16 protein-coding genes are annotated in these 19331 nt (G+C 50.4%); 12 read left to right on the forward strand and 4 right to left on the reverse strand.

Features of this window, described 5'->3' with window-relative positions; all coding sequences use genetic code 11:
• Window positions 1–251 precede the first annotated feature (251 nt).
• Window positions 252–2993, forward strand: a complete 2742-nt coding sequence (locus JHL22_RS01165) for a cation-transporting P-type ATPase (protein ID WP_200232911.1) — start codon at window positions 252–254, stop codon at window positions 2991–2993.
• Between the two features lie 42 nt (window positions 2994–3035).
• On the opposite strand, the gene JHL22_RS01170 is transcribed toward JHL22_RS01165, so the two are convergent.
• On the reverse strand, window positions 3036–3575 hold the full coding sequence (locus tag JHL22_RS01170; RefSeq protein WP_200232914.1) for a hypothetical protein: 540 nt from the start codon (window positions 3573–3575) through the stop codon (window positions 3036–3038).
• A gap of 333 nt (window positions 3576–3908) precedes the next feature.
• On the opposite strand from JHL22_RS01170, the gene JHL22_RS01175 reads away from it, so the two are divergent.
• From JHL22_RS01175 to JHL22_RS01205, 7 genes are all read left to right on the forward strand, one after another.
• Entirely contained in the window at window positions 3909–5723 is a 1815-nt protein-coding gene (locus tag JHL22_RS01175; RefSeq protein ID WP_234041031.1) for a VWA domain-containing protein, read from the forward strand.
• Window positions 5724–5872: 149 nt separating this feature from the next.
• Complete coding sequence (locus JHL22_RS01180; protein ID WP_200232918.1) at window positions 5873–6433, forward strand: putative pterin-binding protein; 561 nt, start codon at window positions 5873–5875, stop codon at window positions 6431–6433.
• Window positions 6434–6445: 12 nt separating this feature from the next.
• Window positions 6446–7861 carry a sensor histidine kinase gene (locus tag JHL22_RS01185; protein WP_200232920.1) on the forward strand — a complete coding sequence of 472 codons (1416 nt, stop codon included), beginning with the start codon at window positions 6446–6448 and terminating at the stop codon, window positions 7859–7861.
• Window positions 7858–8931: a response regulator gene (locus JHL22_RS01190; protein WP_200232921.1), complete on the forward strand. Its 1074-nt coding sequence runs from the start codon at window positions 7858–7860 to the stop codon at window positions 8929–8931. Before JHL22_RS01185 ends, JHL22_RS01190 begins: the two co-directional genes overlap by 4 nt.
• A gap of 114 nt (window positions 8932–9045) precedes the next feature.
• On the forward strand, window positions 9046–10044 hold the full coding sequence (locus JHL22_RS01195) for a hypothetical protein (protein ID WP_200232922.1): 999 nt from the start codon (window positions 9046–9048) through the stop codon (window positions 10042–10044).
• A complete protein-coding gene (locus tag JHL22_RS01200) occupies window positions 10041–10994 on the forward strand; it encodes a hypothetical protein (RefSeq protein ID WP_200232924.1) in 954 nt (317 codons plus the stop codon). The genes JHL22_RS01195 and JHL22_RS01200 overlap by 4 nt, the downstream gene beginning before the upstream one ends.
• 293 nt (window positions 10995–11287) lie before the next feature.
• A complete protein-coding gene (locus tag JHL22_RS01205) occupies window positions 11288–13588 on the forward strand; it encodes a nitric-oxide reductase large subunit (RefSeq protein ID WP_200232926.1) in 2301 nt (766 codons plus the stop codon).
• A 70-nt stretch (window positions 13589–13658) separates the two neighbouring features.
• Here the strand turns inward: JHL22_RS01205 and JHL22_RS01210 are convergent, their stop codons facing one another.
• Window positions 13659–14018: a DUF4870 family protein gene (locus JHL22_RS01210; protein WP_200232928.1), complete on the reverse strand. Its 360-nt coding sequence runs from the start codon at window positions 14016–14018 to the stop codon at window positions 13659–13661.
• A 414-nt stretch (window positions 14019–14432) separates the two neighbouring features.
• On the opposite strand from JHL22_RS01210, the gene JHL22_RS01215 reads away from it, so the two are divergent.
• Window positions 14433–14924, forward strand: a complete 492-nt coding sequence (locus JHL22_RS01215; protein ID WP_200232930.1) for a YciI family protein — start codon at window positions 14433–14435, stop codon at window positions 14922–14924.
• 6 nt (window positions 14925–14930) lie between these two features.
• Here JHL22_RS01215 and JHL22_RS01220 read toward each other — a convergent pair whose 3' ends face one another.
• The gene (locus JHL22_RS01220) at window positions 14931–15119 is read right to left on the reverse strand and encodes an oxidoreductase-like domain-containing protein (protein WP_200232932.1); all 189 of its coding nucleotides are present in this window, start codon (window positions 15117–15119) and stop codon (window positions 14931–14933) included.
• Between the two features lie 71 nt (window positions 15120–15190).
• The gene (locus tag JHL22_RS01225) at window positions 15191–15604 is read right to left on the reverse strand and encodes an Hsp20/alpha crystallin family protein (RefSeq protein ID WP_200232934.1); all 414 of its coding nucleotides are present in this window, start codon (window positions 15602–15604) and stop codon (window positions 15191–15193) included.
• 242 nt (window positions 15605–15846) lie between these two features.
• Between JHL22_RS01225 and JHL22_RS01230 the strand changes: the two genes are divergently transcribed.
• The 3 genes from JHL22_RS01230 to kdsA all read left to right on the forward strand — a co-directional run bounded on the left by JHL22_RS01230 (window position 15847) and on the right by kdsA (window position 19302).
• The gene (locus tag JHL22_RS01230; protein ID WP_169295088.1) at window positions 15847–16236 is read left to right on the forward strand and encodes a cupin domain-containing protein; all 390 of its coding nucleotides are present in this window, start codon (window positions 15847–15849) and stop codon (window positions 16234–16236) included.
• Window positions 16237–16795: 559 nt separating this feature from the next.
• Window positions 16796–18454, forward strand: coding sequence for a CTP synthase (pyrG, locus tag JHL22_RS01235; RefSeq protein ID WP_200232936.1), 1659 nt, complete (start codon window positions 16796–16798; stop codon window positions 18452–18454).
• Window positions 18451–19302, forward strand: coding sequence for a 3-deoxy-8-phosphooctulonate synthase (gene kdsA, locus JHL22_RS01240; RefSeq protein ID WP_200232937.1), 852 nt, complete (start codon window positions 18451–18453; stop codon window positions 19300–19302). Before pyrG ends, kdsA begins: the two co-directional genes overlap by 4 nt.
• The last annotated feature ends 29 nt before the right edge of the window (window positions 19303–19331 follow it).

Here is a 19331-nt window from a genome sequence, read left to right on the forward strand (position 1 = left end):
GGACAATGGTGAGTGTTGGCGATGGTTATTCGGCTTAAACAGGAATCCGGCACACAGGGCGTTCATGCATTGCATGCCTGGTGTGCCGGATTTTTTTGTCTGGAATATGCTTTCACTGTTCTCAGTAATGCTTAAAACTCAAAAGTCCCGGCTGGACGGTGTCATCACGGCCATGTAAAATCTGCTTATATTTTCGTTCAATTCGTAACTAACTCTTCCTTAAGTTGCTACGATCAGACAAGGCTTCATTAATGACAGACCGTGTAAACACAGACTTACCCCAACAGTTGTCCCCCACAGACTGGCATACCTTAACACCCGGCCAGGTAGAGCAAATGTTGCAAACTGGCAGAGGCGGCCTGGCACAAGAAGAGGCCCGGCAGCGCTTAACGAAATATGGTTTCAACCGTTTGGCACCGCCCAAAAAACGCGGGCCGCTGCTACGCTTTCTGCTGCAGTTTCATAACCTTCTGCTGTATGTCATGATGGGTGCTGCGGTTATCACGGCTTCGCTTGGTTACTGGATAGATACTGGCGTGCTGATGATGGCGGTGGTGCTTAATGCCATTATTGGTTTTATCCAGGAAGGCAAGGCGGAATCGGCACTGGATGCCATCCGCGATATGCTCTCCCCACACGCTACGGTCATCCGGGACGGCCAGCACCATGACATTGACGCTGGCGATCTGGTGCCCGGCGACATGGTGGCTCTTGTCTCGGGAGACCGGGTGCCTGCTGACTTACGTCTGATTAATGTACGAGACCTGCGTATTGAAGAGGCTGCCCTGACTGGCGAATCCCTGCCGGTAGAAAAAAATACAGAAACTGCCGAGCCCGATACGCCTTTGGGTGACCGTTATGGCATGGCTTATTCGGGCACGCTGGTTATTTATGGCAAGGCGGTAGGGGTGGTGGTGGCAACCGGCGCCCAAACAGAGCTGGGTAAAATCAACCAGATGCTGTCAGAAATTCGTAACCTGGCAACACCCCTGCTACGCAAGGTGGATTATTTCGCCCGTCAACTGGCCTTCTTTATTCTGGGTTTGTCGGCACTGACTTTTGTTCTGGGCACGTTATGGCGCGGGCACAGTCCCCAGGACATGTTCATGATGGTTGTGGCGTTAACCGCTTCTGCCATACCTGAAGGCTTGCCAGCCATTATGACCGTCACCCTGGCATTGGGCGTGCGCCGTATGGCCAGGCGCAACGCGATTGTTCGCCTGTTGCCGGCCGTCGAGGCCCTGGGTTCGGTAACCGTTATTTGTTCTGACAAGACTGGTACCTTAACCCGTAACGAAATGACTGTGCAGCGCATTATATGTGCCGAGCACAGAGTCAATGTAGAGGGCGTGGGTTATGAACCAAGCGGTGAATTATGCATTGACGGGCGCTGTATTACGGCTGCCGAATACCCCGAACTGGCTCTGGCCATTCGTGCTGGTGTGTTGTGTAATGATGCCCGTTTGTTGAATGAAGAGGGCAGGTGGTGGGTAGAGGGCGATCCCACTGAAGGTGCCTTGCTGGTACTGGGGGCAAAAGCGGGCCTTACCCTGAATGAGCCCAATGAGAATGCCTGGCCCCGGATTGATGCCATTCCCTTTGAATCCCAGCACCGCTTCATGGCCACTTACCACTGTGACAGCCAGCAAGAACCCTGGATTTTTGTCAAGGGCGCACCGGAACGTATCCTGGATATGTGCCGCACGCAGCTGGGTAGTAATGGTGAACAGGAACTGGATGTTGATTACTGGCGGCGCATGTCCAACGATATGGCAGCCCAGGGCTTGCGCCTGCTGGCACTGGCATGCAAGCGGTCTGCACCAAAAAGTGATTTACTTGACCATAACGATATGGAGTCGGATTTTGTCATGATCGCATTACTGGGCATTATGGATCCGCCCCGTGAAGAGGCGGTACAGGCTGTACGTGAGTGCCATCGTGCCGGTATTCGCGTCAAAATGATTACCGGTGATCATGTGGAAACTGCCCGAGCCATTGGTGAAAAGCTGAATATTGGCGTTGGCAAGCCTGCCCTGACCGGTGCGGAAGTGGCAGTGATGGATGACGAGACCTTGCGTAATGTGGCCATGGAGGTGGATGTTTTTGCCAGGGCAGCACCCGAACACAAGCTGCGTCTGGTGCAGGCCTTGCAAGAAAGTGGGCAGGTGGTGGCCATGACCGGAGACGGGGTTAATGATGCCCCGGCCCTGAAGTGTGCCGATGTTGGTGTAGCCATGGGCATGAAAGGCACCGAAGCCGCCAAAGAGGCGTCGGATATGGTGCTGGCCGATGACAACTTTGCCACCATTGCCAGTGCTGTGCGTGAAGGTCGGGCTGTTTACGATAACCTGAAAAAATTCATTCTTTTCATGCTTCCCACCAACGGTGGGGAAGTCCTGGTGGTGATTGCCGCCATCCTGTTTGAATTGACCCTGCCATTAACACCGGCCCAGGTGTTGTGGATTAATATGGCCACATCGGGTACGCTGGGCCTGGCATTGGCGTTTGAGCCGGCCGAGCGGGGCATTATGGACCGGCGGCCCCGTCCGCCCGGCGAAGCCTTGCTCTCGGGCTTTTTTATCTGGCGTGTCTTAATGGTGTCGGTCATTATTATGATTGGTGCGCTGGGGGTGTTTTTGTGGGAATTGAATGCGGGCACCAGCCTTGAGGTGGCCCGGACCATGGCGGTTAATATTGTGGTGGTTTGTGAAGTATTCTACCTGTTCAACAGCCGCTTTATTCTTAAATCGGTGTTAAGCCGCGAGGGCCTGACTGGCAACCGCTATATCCTGTTGGCGGTTGCCGCCTGCATCCCTTTGCAACTGGCCTATACCTATTTGCCAATCATGCAAACGATCTTCAATTCTGCCAGCCTGTCACTGCTGGAATGGGGCAAGGTGCTGGCTGCCGGGTTGTTACTGTTCCTGCTGGCTGAGCTGGAGAAATTTATTGTCCGGCGTACCGGGCTGGCGGCCAGACTGGGATTGGGTTGATGGAAATATGCTGGAATGGGGGCTTTGCTTTTAACCGACGGGTTAGTCGAACAGGCTATCAAGCACGGTCATGTGTGGCCGTACAGCGGGTAGATCTTGTTCTGAAGCTTGTCGGGCATCCATGTTGCGCTGATGGCTTTTTGCCATACGCGTCAAAATGGCTTCCTTTTGGGCTGCGTTAAGGGCGGGGTCTTTGTTGATGTTGGTAATGCCCTGTTGGTATCCGGCTTCTACTGCGTCCCTGGACAAGCCGCTTGTTGCGATCAAGTAGGCCTTTATCGTGCGATCGCCAATATCAGCCCATTGCTCTACACTGGAAAAACCGTGACGCGAGGCGAGCTGGGTAAGGTCGGCATATTCGGGGCCCTGTCGATCCATCTGTTTCAGGCTTGAGCCTAAAGGTTGTGACGGGTCGATGTTGTGGTGTTTGTTTTTATTGTGTTTTTCACCTATCGCGGTGAGTTCAGGCATGCTGACGATAAACTGTTCAACCTGCTGGGCCGTTAGCGGTTTGGCTTGGGCAATATAAGCAAATCCCAAGTATAAAACCAGCGCAGCGGAAATTTGTTTGATTATATTCATTGATGTTCTGTTGTAAAAATTCATTGATGCTCTGCTGTAAAAAAATTAAATCAAGAGATGGAAATGTGCGGACATTGCACTTACCGCATACTAATGTCAAGTGGCAAATTACACACCGTTCGTTTGAACGGGGTGGCAGTGATTTCCCAAGGTGGTTTCCTCCGCTTTCAGGCGCTTCTCGTGCTCCTCGCTCTCAAGCTCTTCTCGTGTATCTTCGTTCCCATGCTCCCGCGTGGAAATGCCTTGCTGTGAGCCTATTGCCAGACCCATTCAAACGAACGGTGACAGATTACAGGCGTACTATTAGAATAGCGCCAATATTGAGTTGAACGAATGTGGCAGTTCACAGGCTTATCTTGCCTGCACATTCTCCTGATCAACCCTGTTGTCTGGAGCGTTTTTGTGTTGAAAATATGTAAACCGGTAGCCCTGTTAATGATGCTGACAGCGAGTGCTTATACGCTAGCCAATGAACGGGCCATCATCGTGTTTGATGGCTCGGGTTCAATGTGGGGACAAATAGATGGCAAACCCAAGCATGAGATTGCCCAGCAGGCTTTACGCAACATGCTTGAAACCGTCCCTGATACGATGGAGCTGGGTTTAATGGCCTACGGCCATCGCGAAAAAGGCAGCTGCACCGATATTGAAATGCTGGTGCCGCCCGGCCAGGCCAATAAAACGGCGGTATTGCAAGCCGTGCAAAATATGAAATTTCTTGGCAAAACCCCGTTGTCTGCGGCGGTTCAGCAGGCGGCAAATGCTTTACGCTATACCGAAGACAAGGCAACCGTGATCTTGATTACCGATGGCGAAGAAACCTGTCAGGCCGATCCTTGTGCCCTGGGAACCGAACTTAAGCAAAGCGGGGTTGATTTCACGACGCACGTGGTGGGATTCGGCCTGACCAGGCAGCAAGGAGAACAGGTTGCCTGTCTGGCGCACAATACAGGTGGACAATACTTTGAAGCCAGTAATGCGGCACATTTAAGCAAGGCAATGAACGCCGCGCTTGCGGCGGTGCACACCGCACCGGTTGCCAACGTTGCACCACCAGCACCATTGCCAACACCAAGCTTGCCATCGGCAACTGTCTCGGGACCCGAAGTGGCCAGGGCCGGAACGGTTATTGAGGTTACCTGGAGTGGACCGAACGATTCAGGTGATTACATTACCATTGTCACGCCCGATGCCAAGGATTCAGAATATGGCGTATATCAACGTACTGCCAGCGGAGAGGTTTTACGGTTACAGGCACCCGATGCCTTGGGGGCGCATGAAATACGTTATGTTCAGAATAAAGACCGCAAGGTGCTGGCCAGGCAAACGATTGAATTGATGTCTGTAGAGGCGACGGTTTCTGGCCCTGAAAGTATTGGGGCAGGAGGAACCATAGAGGTGCAATGGACGGGGCCCGATAGCCCGGGTGATTACATCACAGTGGTTGAGGCTGGCGCGCCCGATAAAGAATACAATCATTACGCCCGCACGAGCGCCCGAAACCCCGTCAGCCTTTTGGTGCCTGATGGTTTGGGGAACTATGAAATCCGTTATGTTTTGAACAGTTCCAAACGTGTGCTGGCATCGCAACCCCTAACCATCACGCCGGTTTTGGCGCGACTGGAACTGATGAATACTGCTGTGCCGGGCGGCAAAGTAACTGTGGCATGGACAGGGCCGGATAATAAGTCAGACTACGTGACCGTTGTTCCTAAAGGCGCCCCCGCCAATAAATACCTTGATTATGCACGCACCTCTTCAGGTTCACCGCTTGTGCTCAAAATGCCGGCCGAGGTGGGTGAGTATGAATTGCGTTATGTGCTGGACAGCTCAAAACGGGTATTGGCCAGTTTGCCGGTTACCCTGGCAGAAACGGCTGGCAGTATTACTGCACCCGCTTCCGTGGCAGCCGGTTCTGTTATTGAAGTCACCTGGAGCGGCCCGGGAAACCGGCAGGATTTCATCGAGGTCGTACCCATGGATGCCACACCCGACACTGCACCGCTTGCCGCAACACGTGTCAGCCAGGGTAGTCCCTTGTCGGTACATGCTCCGGCAATTCCAGGTGTTTACCAGGTCAGGTATATGATGCGTGATACCAAAGAGGTTTTGACCAGTACGCAGGTAGAAGTCAAGCCAAACCCGTAAGCGACTCTTGCCATTTGTTTCTTTAATTGAATCTTGATATAGTGCAGGCAATAACGGCAGGGCTCTTATCGCAGAGCCCTGTTTAAAATAATAATCATAATAGATGGGCAGGTATAGGCCCAGAGGCATTTTCAGGTCCAGGGGGAAGTATGCAAGGTACTAGGGGACAGATTCGGCAATGGGTTCCAATATCGGTCTGGTTGCCGCTTATCATCGTATCAGGCCTCATGCAGCAAGTCCGGGCTTCTGATACGGTCAACATGAAATCGGCCAGCCTGCCTCTGCCATTCCAAGAGGTGCTTCTGGTGGTGGATGGGGCGATTAATCGTGCAAATGTTTTGGGTCAGGCACATCTGGATATCGGGATTCTCCAGGGCTTGCCAAGCCATCGCTTGAGGACAACAACCGCGGTGACTGATGGCGTCAGGCAGTTTGACGGTTTTCTAGTGCGCGATTTATTGAGTCTGTTGCAGGCGGAAGGCAAGGTGGTAACCGCCCTGGCACTTAACAACTATAGTGTCGACATCCCCATGATTGACTTTCATGAGTATGACGTTTTACTGGCAACCCATATGGATGGGGAACGCTTGCTTTCCTCTGGCAAAGGGCCGTTCTGGATTGTTTACCCGCGTGATGATTGGCGGCAATTGCAAGATATTCGCTATGACTATCGATGGGTTTGGCAGTTGCATCGCCTGACCGTGAAATGATCTGGTGACGGCATGGGCTTTGTGCGCTCCAGAGTGCTGGGTTATGTGCTTCCGATACTGGCGATTGTTGTCTTGACGGTTTTGTTGACCGTTACGCTGTTTCGTCTGGCCGACATTCAGCGGGCTATTCGCAATAATGTGAATGACAACATGGTATGGGTCATATACCAGACTCATATCGAAAGCCTGATGCTGGCTGATGCGGTTCAACATCGTCTTGTGGACCCGGAATCCGCCCATGATATTACGCATCGCTATCAGATGTTTTTAAGCCGTATTAGTGTGCTTAATGATGGCCCGCAGAAAAGGGCGTTGCAAGCGATAGGCATGGCGGACATGATTGCCGGGCAGGCAGAAACAGTCCTGCGTCTGGGCAACCGGATCGGTACTGCCCGGGCAGGGCAGACGGATTATGAGCACTTGCGTAGTGCATTGAATGAACTCAATGCCTTATTGTTTAATGCTTCAAATATGGCCATGGTGGCCCAGTGGGAAGAGGCCGGGGCCCGGATTGATACTTACCGCAATGCGGTATTGGCCATTTTTTTTCTGATGATTGGCATCTGGGGCGGTAGCGCATTCATATCCATACAGTTGCTGCTGGCACTGAAAAAAACCAGGGATAATGAACGTAGCAGGCAGCGCGAGATTGAGTTGCGCAAGCAGCTTGAAAACGAACGTAAAATCAGTGAGTTGTATCGCAGTTTTGGGTCTATGGTCTCACATCAGTTCCGTACGCCCCTGGCGATTATTGATGCCACCATGCAAAGATTGATTCGTGCCGGTAACCGGATGGACACCGACGAGGTCAAACGGCGGGCAGCCAAGGCCAGGGAAGCGGTGCAGCGGCTTACTTACCTGATTGAAAATATTTTGCAGGCCGATCGTTTCATGGAGCAGCTTGAAGTAACCATAAGATCATGCAATCTGGCTCATCTGGCACAACAGGCAGTGGCCGAGCAAAAACTGCTTGCGTCAGCTCGGGAAATACAGTTTCTGGATGAAACCGGCGGTGCGTCGACAGTCGCCTGCGATCCGGTATTAACCATCCAGATTATTGGTAACCTGCTGTCCAATGCCATCAAATACTCCAATGATCCCATGCCAGTGTCGGTACGCGTTTATCGTGAAGCAGGGTGGGTATGCTGTGCGGTGCGCGATTATGGACGAGGCATCTCGAAGGATGACCTGCCGCATGTTTTCAAGCGTTATTTCAGGGCCCGGACGGCGACAGATGTCGTTGGGACAGGCATTGGGCTTCATATTGCGAGCGAGTTGGCATCGTTGCAACAGGGTAAAGTTTATGCCAGTTCCGAGCCAGGGGAAGGATCGATCTTTATCTTATGTTTTCTGGGCAACCATGAAGGTGAGCAGGTGGTTAACATGGTACGAAGTGAACGAATGTCTGACAAGGAGAACGGGTCATGAGAGAGACTGCCACCGGTGGCACGCAAGCAACGATTCTGTGGGTGGAAGATGAACCGGATTTGCGTGAGATATTATCCGATGAACTTGTGGGTGCCGGCTATAGGGTTGTGCAAGCGGTGCATGGTCAGGATGCCTTGCAGCGACTTAAAGACTGTCGTCCCGACTTGATCCTGTGTGATATTGCCATGCCCGTGATGGATGGCTACGCGCTGTTACGCGTGATTCGGGAAACCATGACCGATTTGGCGGATGTCCCTTTTGTCTTCCTGAGTGCCCAGGATGGTTCGGATCAGATTACGCAAGGCAAATATGCCGGTGCCGATGATTATCTGGTTAAACCCGTGAATTTTGATTTGATGCTGGCGACGATTGCGGCACGCCTTCGGCAGGTTCAGCGTGTGCGCAACAAGCTGTCCGGTGATTCGGGCTGGATGGCAGAACTGGCTGGTGCCGGGCAGCAGCTTGATGGCCAGGTTTTTCATCGCCTGGCACGCATGTTTAATTTGATAACGGCAGGTGTGGTTCTTCTTGATCGTGAAGGCCGGACCCAGTTTGCCAATATTTCAGCGCAGCGCTTGATGTTTGATTGTGCCGATTCTGTCGCCCGGGGAGTATTCAGTGCTGAAGGAGTACAGGGTTTTGACGGTTTATTTTCTGTGATTCGGGCGGCCGTTGATGCCGGTTTGAATGGACGGGAATATACCGAGTTCCTGTCTTTTCCCCGTTTGAATGGCCAGCGTGATTTGCTGGTGACCGTTTGTGCGCTTGACGGTGTGGGCAGCGAAGACGATGCTTGTGCAGCGGCATTATTTATTAGCGCAGGCGGTAATAATGAACCGGTGCCGGTCAAGGCGCTTGACGTCCTGTTCAAGTTAACCCCGACCGAGGCGCGGATTGCCTGGGCCTTCGCCCAGGGGTTGCGGCCTGATCAAATTGCTGAAGCTTTCGATATTTCCCTAACCACGGTGGCTTTTCATAAACGCAATATTTTTCAGAAAACAAATACCAACCGTCAGGCAGACCTGATTGCTTTGTTATTGACCCTGCCGGCGAGTGTTGCCCAAGAGTGAGCCGGGGCATCCCGTCTGTTAATACGGTTTCTTTCCAGTGAACTTTAGATACACTGCGTGATGGTGATTTAGTTGGCAGGGCCAATTGATAAAAACAGGTTAAGGAGAAAGTATATGTGGGATTTCAGTATTGGGCGATCCTTGACATTAATGATGCAAACCATGCCCTTCATTTTATTGCGCTGTGCGGTGTATTTTGGCATTACGCTGGCGTATATCCTGATAACGGGCATAGGATCGGGCATTGGTTGGGGAATTGGCGGGCTGGGTGACGAGGGTTTTCAGGCAACGGCCGCGTTCTGGGGAGGAGCCATTGGTTTTGGCGTAACGGCGGGAATTATGTATTTTCTTAGGGAATACATTCTGTACATGGTTAAGGCTGCCCATATCGCGGCAATGGTGCAGTTGCTTGACAGCAAGCCCATACCGGGTGGCAAGTCGCAAATTGAGTACGCCGGCTCGGTGGTGAAAAGCCGTTACGCTCAAGCCAATGTGCTGTTCGTGATAGACCAGCTTGTCAAGGGTGTCATTACTGCCATTACAGGCTTGTTGCAAGGGCTGGGCAGTATTCTTCCCATCCCGGGCATGCAACAGGTGATGGGGGTGGTGCGCGTCTTTCTTCGGGTGTCGGTGGGTTTAATTGATGAAATCATACTTGCCTATGCCATCAAAACGGAAAGTGGCAATCCCTGGACGTCGGCACAAACGGCCCTGGTTTTGTACGCACAGAATGCACCGGGAATGCTCAGGAATGCGGCTTGGCTTACCGTGCTGATGTACGGGCTGTCGCTACTGGTGTTTCTGGTGTTGCTGGCACCGGCTGCCGCCTTGGTTTATTTCATGCCCGGCACCTGGTCGGCAGGTAGTGTTGTATTTGCCCTGCTGTTTGCCTGGTCGATTAAGGCTGCAGTCATTGAGCCTTTTGCCATTGCATGCCTGTTGCAGTCTTATTTTAAAGCCATTGAGGGCCAAAGCCCGGACCCCACCTGGACATCCCGTCTGGAAGGGGTGTCCAGCAAGTTCGGCCAGTTGAAAGACAGGGCAGCCCGTTGGACTTCAGGTACGCCTGAGGCCCGGGATGTTTCTGTAGAAACCGGAGGTAGCCAGTCATGAGTACACGTCTGATACTTGGGGTGACAGGCCTGTTCTTGCTAGCAGGGCCAACGGCAGCCAGTCAGGTTTACCAGCAGGCATTGGCAGCGCTTGACGTTAACGCCCGGGAATTTGTCCAGGCTCAGGATTATGTCATTGTTGATCCCGATAGCTTAACCGGTGATCATTATTATTCAAAAAGAAATTTTCCTGGAGCGCCAAATGGGCGCGCGTCGATAAGTTTGCCAGATGCGGACCTGGATCCCATTACTCGCGCAATATTGCTGTTTGATGCTAAAGAAGCCAGCTTGCCGCATGCCCGCTATCGGGTTGCTTACAGCATGAATGCTTCTTCTGAGGTTCCGGAGGCACGGCAGGACTATGTGGAAGTCACACGCTATAACGTGGGGCCGGCACGTCGCAACGAGCTGTTGGCATTTGTGCCCGAAGCACAGGTGGCTGCGCCTGCGGAGTTTGGTGTTGGGCCGAATGTTAGTTGGCGATTTGTCATGGCGCCGGTCATGGGTACCAGGGCAGGTCTTTTGCATGCCAGCCGCAAAGAGATCCCTGATGCCCAGGCGCAGGCTGCTGATTGTCTGGGTGAGCCTTGTCTTGGCCTGGTTGATCCGGTAGGCCCTAACATGGATTGGATGCCGGTTCAGCAAGCCCCGCTGGCACCGCCGGCTTATGCCGGAAAAAGTGATGGAGATGTTGCCAGGCCGGCTCGGGTCATCGAAGAACTTTGGGCTAGCATGTCATCTGATGGCATGGATGACATGCCGTACACTAAAGATCAGCCGCCTTTTGTGTTGGTGGTTTCCTGGAATACTGCCGGTCAGGATGTTGCGGTTTCAGGCCTGGCCAGACAGTTCCCGGTGATGGATGATTCGGTGTCCGAAATTTGGACGCAGCGCTACGAAGTAGCACAAAGCCCCGCCAGTTTTTCAAGTCTTTATGTACCGCGTGACTGACTGTTTGCAAAAGGAAAGCATTTTAATAATTCGGTAATAAATGTAACGCTAATTCAGATGTTGCTTGACGCTTATCGTATCTATGGAGTTCAATGCGAATATGGGGTGCCACGTACAGATTGACGCATTTTGCGCCATCGCTTTTATTCAAGTAAATAATAAAAATATATAAGTATTAAAAAACAATAATCGGCTCTACCACGTAATGGTGATTTCATTGGTTTATTTTCGGTACCAAAGTTGTTTGTTAGTGAAAACACGGTTTCACAAGTAGGCATGAGGGAGGAAGTATCATGAGAGAGTACAAGGCATTATGGTGGACATTAATCGCCGTTCTGACGATAACATTTGCAATCCTGGGCTTGGCTGGTGTAGAGGTCTACAAGCATGTACCCCCTATTCCCAATCAGGTGGTAACGCCTTCGGGTAAGGTTGTCATGACCAAAGACGATGTGTTGAATGGTCAAACGGCCTGGCAAAGTACCGGTGGAATGCAGATTGGTTCCATTTGGGGGCATGGTGCCTACCAGGCACCAGACTGGACGGCAGATTGGTTGCACCGGGAATTGCTGGCCTGGCTGGATCTGGCTGCGCTAGACAAGTACGGCAAGTCTTATGATGAGTTGGATTTTGATAGCCAGGCAAGCCTGAATTATGCGGCCAAAAAAGAATTCAGGGCCAATACCCTGAATGCCGAAACCGGTGTGATGACCGTCTCCGAGCAGCGTGCACAGGCCATTGAACAAACGGCAGACCATTATTTCAGGCTGTATGGGGATGATCCTGCACTACGGCAAATGCGCGACAACTACGCCATGAAAGAAAATACCTTGCCTAATGATGCACGCAGGCAGGCGTTAACCAAATTCTTTTTCTGGACATCCTGGGCTGCCTCTACCGAAAGGCCGGGCAGTGTGGCAACGTATACCAATAACTGGCCACCCGAGCCTTTGATTGATAACCAGCCGACAACCGAAAATGTACTGTGGTCTTTGGCCTGTGTGATTATCCTGATTGCCGGGACCGGTTTTCTGGTGATGGGCTGGGCGTTTTTACGCCGCCATGAACCCGAACCACAGGCGCCTGTTAATGACCCGCTTTTGCTGGTGGGGCTAACCCCGTCACAAAAGGCCTTGGGCAAATATTTGTTTGTCGTGGTTGCCTTGTTTGCCGCGCAGGTTCTGCTGGGCGGATTTACCGCGCACTATACCATCGAGGGGCAGCATTTTTATGGTATTGACGTTTCACAGTGGTTTCCCTATTCATTAACCCGCACCTGGCACTTGCAACTGGCCATTTTCTGGATTGCCACGGCATTCTTAAGTGTTGGCCTGTTTCTGGGGCCATTGGTTAACGGTGGGAAAGATCCTCCGTATCAAAAACTGGGGGTGAATATATTGTTTGTGGCCTTGATAGTGGTGGTAGTAGGCACGTTGATAGGTAATTTCCTGGCCATCAAACAGGTTATGCCAGAGCACCTGAATTTCTGGCTGGGTCACCAGGGCTATGAGTATCTGGACCTTGGCCGGGTTTGGCAGCTGGCTTTGTTTATTGGTATTGTTTTCTGGCTGGGGCTAATGCTCAGGGCCTTTATTCCTGCCATGAAGCAGGGCGGTGATAAAAACCTGCTGGCCCTGCTGTGCATGTCTACCATTGCGATTGGCCTGTTTTATGGTACTGGCCTGTTTTATGGCGAGCGTACCAATATTACTATTATGGAATACTGGCGCTGGTGGGTGGTGCATCTGTGGGTAGAGGGTATTTTTGAGGTGTTCGCTACTACCGCTTTAGCCTTTGTGTTTTCCAGCATGGGGCTGGTTTCCAAGCGTATGGCAACCACGGCCAGTCTGGCGGCGGCATCCCTGTTTATGGTGGGGGGCGTGCCGGGCACTTTTCACCACCTGTATTTCTCGGGTACCACAACACCCATTATGGCGATTGGTGCCGCGTTTAGTGCATTAGAAGTCGTCCCCTTGATTCTGCTTGGCTATGAGGCATGGGAACACTGGAGCCTGAAAGCACGGGCACCATGGATGGAAAAAGTGAAATGGCCATTGATGTGTTTTGTGGCCGTTGCATTCTGGAATATGGTGGGTGCTGGTATTTTTGGTTTCATGATTAATACACCGATTGCCTTGTTCTACCTGCAAGGCCTGAACACGACAGCAGTGCACGCGCACGCGGCCCTGTTTGGTGTTTATGGATTCCTGGCCATTGGTTTTGTGCTGCTGGTGCTGCGTTACATTAAACCGGGCCTGGTGTTTAGCGATAAATTGATGGGCACCGGGTTTTGGTGGCTGAATGCGGGGTTGGTATTAATGATTTTCACCAGCCTGCTGCCGGTCGGCCTGTTCCAGTTTGAGGCCAGTGTGGGGGTGGGTATGTGGTATGCACGTAGTGATACCTTCCTTCAGCAGGGTTTTTTGGAAACCTTGCGATGGGTCCGTACTTTTGGAGATGTGGTGTTTATTGTGGGGGCCTTCTCAGTTGGCTGGCAGGTTGTGCTTGGCCTGCTTCATTCGGGCGATCATGATGCCAGTGTTACGGCAGGTGGTGGAGCCCATGCAAGGGCTTCGGCCAGAAAAGAGTTGTAGTTTTTAGCGTGATGCGACAACAAGGGACTGAATCTTGGCAATGGCCGGATTCAGTCCTTTTTTTATTGGCTTAAAACCATGAGGTAGTGGAAACCGGTTTGCCATCAAGAAGATTGATAAAGCCAACAGTAATGCGGTATATAAACCAGATGTAGGCGGCAATGATAACAATCCAGCCAATAAGAATAATCATTAGGATAAAGCCGATAATGCCTGCCACCAGGCCTACCCAGAAGGTTTTGATCAGGTAAAGCATATGGTCATAATAAACCGTGCCTTTGAACTCGTCTTTTTTAACATAGGCCATGATAATGGCCACCAAACCAAAAACACCGGTAAACAGGCCCAGTGCCATCAAAATATAAATAATTATGGAATAGGTTTTAGGGTCGGTAGCCGGAGAGGGGGTGGGGGTGATTTCATTGTTCATGGCGCTTCCTTCAGTTTGGTTTTGTTTTATTTGGGTATTGCAATTGTGCAAAGATTATCCGTTTATTGTAACAGCGTTTTTTGGCCGTTTTTATGGTGCTGCCTTGATGAAGGTGATGTTCTTTTTCAGTGTGTTGCAGTAGGCGGGTTACAGGCAGGCAGCGGTTGTTTTTTTAACTAAAGGCTAAAACAGGGGGGTGTCCGCAATGCATAAACAATAAAGTATAAAGGGTATTCGGGGTATTGGTCAAAAATAGCGCGTTAATAAAAATACGCTTGTTTTTCAATTGCTTGGAATAGCTGTACAATCTTATTTGAAAGTTGTTCACAAGGATTTCAACAATAACAGTGGATAACATTTAAAACTGAAGCAAACCTATCAATGTAATCACCCCTTTTATTAGGAGGTATTGTCATGAGAGTGCTTATTTTAATGATTCCCAAAGGTTATGACACGGCGAGCAAGTCGATCGTATCTGATAACGTGGCTTTGGAGTCCATGATGAAGTATAACGATCTGCTGTTCAAGGCAGGGGTTTTGCTGTCATTGAACGCCCTGCATCCGCCCGCTTCCGGGGTCAGGATCAAATACGAAGGCGGGAAGCAAATTATTCAGCATTCCCCTTATGAGGGGGTGACTGAAACATTGGGTGTCTATTGGATGCTTAAAGTAAATTCCATAGACCAGGCGGTGGAATGGGCCTTGCTATGTCCCTTGCAGGAAGGCGATGTGATTGAAGTAAGGCGGCTTCATGAAACCGATGATTTTTCTGAACAGGCCCGTGCCATTTTTGAAAAGTATCCGGATGTTCATGCCCGTATTAAAAAATACGCCCAAAAAAAACCGCTTAATGAAAGTGAGCAAAATTGGGAAGGTGAGGGCGGTGCCATTCTGGAAAGCCGTTAGGCAAAATCAATGCCGGGGTTTGGGTTGGCGCTTTTGCCATTTTTTCAGCGCCTCCCGGTAACGCGCCATCTCCTCTTCGTAAAGGTCAAATACGCAGGGGTCGCACCCACTATGACAGCATTCATCATTGTCAGGACGTACCGGAGGAACTGGCCTGGGGTCTGGCTGATCCTGTTTTTGCGGTTTTTTCTGCAAGGTTTTCTCCCAATAAAAAAGGCTGCTTTACTGGCAGCCTTTTTTATTGCTTGGCATAAATTTGCCCGGGTTTATTCAACCGTCAGGTGAGATGAAGGCTTGTTGGCGAGTTTTTTAAGCTCCAGGTTCAGGACACCATCTTCGTATTTTGCCGTGGACGCAGCTTGGTCAATTTCATTGCCAAGACGGAAGCTGCGGCTGACCGAACCATAGTAGCGTTCACTGTGCAGGACGCGTTCACCTTCTTTCTTTTCAGACTCCTGCTTGACTTCAGCGCTAATGCTGAGTGTATCACCTTCAATTTTGACTTTAATATCTTCTTTCTTGACACCAGGCAGTTCTGCTTTTACCAGGAAGGCATCTTCTTTTTCCGAGATGTCTGTTTTGATGGTAAGCGCGGGGGCATTTTTGGGAAAACCAACGGGTTTCAGGAAAAAACCGTTAAACAGATCATTTAAATCTTCGTAACGTGTCAGATTGCTCATGATATTTACATACTCCAGGTTAAATGTTTCTTTATGATATAAAGAAGCATTTTGGTTAGGGAAATAATAAATTTGAACAGCGCTGTAACAACCTGTTTAGTATATGAGTATCATGTTTGCAATTTCAAGTCTTGTTGATTTGATTTAATTTATGTTTCTGTATGTTTGATTAAAGAAATTAACTGCAACCATGCTTATAATCGTTTAACAGTAGTCCTGTAAACTCTTGACTGGAGATATGAATGAAAGGCTTTGTAGATAATATTGAAAAACTGACCGTTGAAAACGAAAATTACCGTAAGGTTTTATACACGGGCAAAAATCTGCAATTGGTACTGATGACCCTGCAGCCCGGAGAGGAAATCGGCCAGGAAGTGCACGAAACCCACGACCAGTTCTTGCGGATCGAAGAGGGTAAAGGTACTTTGTACCTGGATGGCGCCACGCATCAGGTTGAGGATGATTTTGCCATTATTGTGCCGGCCGGTGCCGTGCATAATGTGGTAAATACCGGCACGGTTGCCTTGAAACTTTACACAATTTATGGTCCTCCAGAGCACCGTGATGGCGTGTTGCAGCCTACCAAGGCCGATGAGGTTGAAGAACATTTCGATGGTAAAACAACCGAATAATGTCCTTTATGGCCGGTAGGGCGTTTTTATTGCCCGCAACGTCATAAAAACGGCTCTTATATAAATAAAGCAACATAATGCATTAAAAACCTCGCACGGCAGAAGGGCACCTTCTGTGGCGGGGTTTTCCGTGCTTAGGCTGTCATGAGCGGTCAATGACAGGGGGTTAGGTAAAAGCCCCTGTTTGCCTTGTCAACAGGGGTTTCATTCCCTAATACAGGGAACTGGCCCAAAGCGAAAGCAGGCCAATTGCGCTAAAAAAAGCAATAATAAAGCCAATGGTCAGGACGATGATTTTTCTTTTTGTCTGCATTCTTTTATTTGCCATTTAAAGTTGAACAGTCAAGTTTGATTATGTGGGTGGTTTGACAGAAGGGCAATGCATGAAAGCACTATAAAAAAGCAAGACAATTCATCGGGCACAATAAATGAACGGATGAAAAATACCGGTTTTGCCCGAACCGGTTTTGTAGAAAGTCAATTTAAGGGAAGAAAAAAAAGTGCAGCTCAGTTATAATTTCCATTTCATGCTACAGCCCGGTCCAAGGGCTTTTTTACGATGACTAAGTATGTATTCGTTACAGGTGGTGTGGTCTCTTCTTTAGGTAAGGGTATCGCAGCAGCTTCTTTAGCCGCCATTCTGGAATCACGCGGTTTGCGTGTGACCATGTTAAAACTGGATCCCTACATTAACGTAGACCCAGGCACCATGAGCCCGCTTCAGCACGGCGAAGTTTTTGTTACTGAAGATGGTGCCGAAACCGACCTTGACCTGGGTCACTACGAGCGCTTCATTTCCGCTCGCATGCATAAATCCAACAACTTCACCACCGGACAAATCTACGAATCGGTATTGCGTAAAGAGCGCCGAGGAGATTATCTGGGTAAAACGGTTCAGGTCATTCCTCACATTACCAATGAAATCCAGGATTTCATTATTCGTGGCGCCAAAAAAGCCTACGACGGTAACGCCGATGTCGCCATTGTTGAAATTGGCGGTACGGTTGGCGATATTGAATCCTTGCCGTTCCTCGAGGCTGCTCGTCAAATGAGCCATCGCCTGGGGCGTCAGGGTGCCGCTTTTGTGCATCTTACACTGGTTCCATTCATTGCTTCTGCCGGCGAGCTTAAAACCAAACCTACCCAGCATTCAGTGCAAAAATTGCGTGAAATCGGCATTTATCCCAATACCTTGCTGTGCCGTGCCGATCGTCCCATCCCCGACGATGAGCGTGCCAAAATATCCTTGTTTTCCAACGTGCCATTAGATGCGGTTATTTCTGTATGGGATGAAGATTCCATTTATAAAATTCCGGCAATGCTGCACAAGCAAAAACTGGACTCCATTGTTTGTGATGCGCTGGGTATTACCGCGCCTGCAGCCAATTTGTCCAAATGGGACAACCTGGTTAACTTGCTTGAACACCCGGAACATGAAATCCAGATTGGTATGGTGGGTAAATATGTTGATCTTACCGAGTCCTACAAGTCCCTGACCGAAGCCTTGGCGCATGCGGGCATTTATACCAAAACGAAGGTTGTCATCAACTATATCGATTCCGAAGACATCGAGAAAAATGGTCCTGCCTGCCTTGATGGGCTAGATGCGATTCTGGTGCCGGGTGGTTTTGGCAAACGGGGTACCGAAGGCAAGATCCAGGCTATTAAATATGCCCGTGAAAACGGCATTCCATATCTGGGTATTTGTCTGGGTATGCAGCTGGCAGTGATTGAATTTGCCCGCAATGTGGCGCAACTGGGCGGGGCTAACAGTACCGAACTTGATCCTTCCACCGCTCACCCGGTAGTGGCTCTTATTACCGAATGGCAAGATCGCGAAGGCAAGCTTGAAACACGCAGTGAAAATTCCGATCTGGGTGGTACCATGCGCAAGGGGTCACAACGCTGCCCCGTCAAGGAAGGTACCCGTGCTTATGATATTTACGGTCCCGAGGTCAACGAACGTCACCGTCATCGCTATGAAGTGAATAATGTGTATGTGCCCCGTCTTGAAGAGGCAGGCATGGTCATCAGTGCCCGTACGCCAACCGAGAACTTGCCGGAAATCATGGAAATCCCATCTCACCCCTGGTTCATGGGCGTGCAGTTCCACCCCGAGTTCACCTCTACACCCCGTGCGGAACACCCCCTGTTTGTCAGTTATATCAAGGCGGCACTGGATATCCAGTACCAGCGTACCCCAAAGGATAAAACATGAACTTATGCGGATTTGAAGTCGGCCTGGACAAGCCGTTTTTTCTGATTGCAGGGCCTTGTGTTATCGAGTCCCGGCAAATGGCCTTCGATACGGCAGGTGCCCTTCAGGAAATCACCAGCCGTCTGCAGATACCCTTTATTTATAAAAGTTCTTTTGACAAGGCCAATCGTAGCTCGGGTAAGTCCTATCGGGGCCCCGGCATGGAAGAGGGCCTGCAAATCCTGGCTGATGTGCGTGATGCATTAAAAGTACCGGTGTTAACCGATGTTCACGATGAGACCCAGGTCAAAGAGGTGGCAGCGGTTGTAGATGTGTTGCAAACCCCCGCTTTTTTGTGCCGCCAAACTGATTTCATCCAGGCCTGTGCGGCCACGCTTAAGCCGGTTAATATTAAAAAGGGGCAATTTCTGGCCCCTGCTGACATGATTCAGGTGGTTAACAAGGCGCGCGAAGCGGCCATTAATGCTGGGGGGGATGGCTCCAACATCATGGTTTGCGAACGGGGCGTTTCGTTTGGCTACAATAATCTGGTGTCAGACATGCGTTCCCTGGCTATTATGCGGCAAACCGCTTGCCCGGTTGTTTTTGATGCCACGCATTCGGTACAGCTTCCGGGCGGGCAGGGTACGTCATCTGGCGGGCAGCGCGAGTTTGTTCCCGTCTTGGCGCGTGCAGCCGTTGCAGCAGGTATTTCCGGTCTGTTCATGGAAACCCATCCCGACCCTGCACAAGCCTTGTCAGACGGCCCTAATGCAGTGCCATTGCACCATATGGAAGCCTTGTTAAAATCCCTGGTCGATATTGATACGATCGTTAAGCAGCAGGGTTTTATAGAAGATCGGTTCTAAGTCTGGTATAAAAAGTATTTGAATATTCC

The organism is Advenella mandrilli (assembly GCF_016595155.1).
GTDB classification, from domain to species: domain Bacteria; phylum Pseudomonadota; class Gammaproteobacteria; order Burkholderiales; family Burkholderiaceae_B; genus Advenella; species Advenella mandrilli.

What these genes read in the sequence shown, in the direction of transcription:
- JHL22_RS01165 (WP_200232911.1), top strand. Translation starts at nt 252, where the DNA reads ATGACAGACCGTGTAAACACAGACTTACCCCAACAGTTGTCCCCCACA.
- JHL22_RS01170 (WP_200232914.1), bottom strand. Translation starts at nt 3,575, where the DNA reads ATGAATATAATCAAACAAATTTCCGCTGCGCTGGTTTTATACTTGGGA.
- JHL22_RS01175 (WP_234041031.1), top strand. Translation starts at nt 3,909, where the DNA reads ATGTGGCAGTTCACAGGCTTATCTTGCCTGCACATTCTCCTGATCAAC.
- JHL22_RS01180 (WP_200232918.1), top strand. Translation starts at nt 5,873, where the DNA reads ATGCAAGGTACTAGGGGACAGATTCGGCAATGGGTTCCAATATCGGTC.
- JHL22_RS01185 (WP_200232920.1), top strand. Translation starts at nt 6,446, where the DNA reads ATGGGCTTTGTGCGCTCCAGAGTGCTGGGTTATGTGCTTCCGATACTG.
- JHL22_RS01190 (WP_200232921.1), top strand. Translation starts at nt 7,858, where the DNA reads ATGAGAGAGACTGCCACCGGTGGCACGCAAGCAACGATTCTGTGGGTG.
- JHL22_RS01195 (WP_200232922.1), top strand. Translation starts at nt 9,046, where the DNA reads ATGTGGGATTTCAGTATTGGGCGATCCTTGACATTAATGATGCAAACC.
- JHL22_RS01200 (WP_200232924.1), top strand. Translation starts at nt 10,041, where the DNA reads ATGAGTACACGTCTGATACTTGGGGTGACAGGCCTGTTCTTGCTAGCA.
- JHL22_RS01205 (WP_200232926.1), top strand. Translation starts at nt 11,288, where the DNA reads ATGAGAGAGTACAAGGCATTATGGTGGACATTAATCGCCGTTCTGACG.
- JHL22_RS01210 (WP_200232928.1), bottom strand. Translation starts at nt 14,018, where the DNA reads ATGAACAATGAAATCACCCCCACCCCCTCTCCGGCTACCGACCCTAAA.
- JHL22_RS01215 (WP_200232930.1), top strand. Translation starts at nt 14,433, where the DNA reads ATGAGAGTGCTTATTTTAATGATTCCCAAAGGTTATGACACGGCGAGC.
- JHL22_RS01225 (WP_200232934.1), bottom strand. Translation starts at nt 15,604, where the DNA reads ATGAGCAATCTGACACGTTACGAAGATTTAAATGATCTGTTTAACGGT.
- JHL22_RS01230 (WP_169295088.1), top strand. Translation starts at nt 15,847, where the DNA reads ATGAAAGGCTTTGTAGATAATATTGAAAAACTGACCGTTGAAAACGAA.
- pyrG (WP_200232936.1), top strand. Translation starts at nt 16,796, where the DNA reads ATGACTAAGTATGTATTCGTTACAGGTGGTGTGGTCTCTTCTTTAGGT.
- kdsA (WP_200232937.1), top strand. Translation starts at nt 18,451, where the DNA reads ATGAACTTATGCGGATTTGAAGTCGGCCTGGACAAGCCGTTTTTTCTG.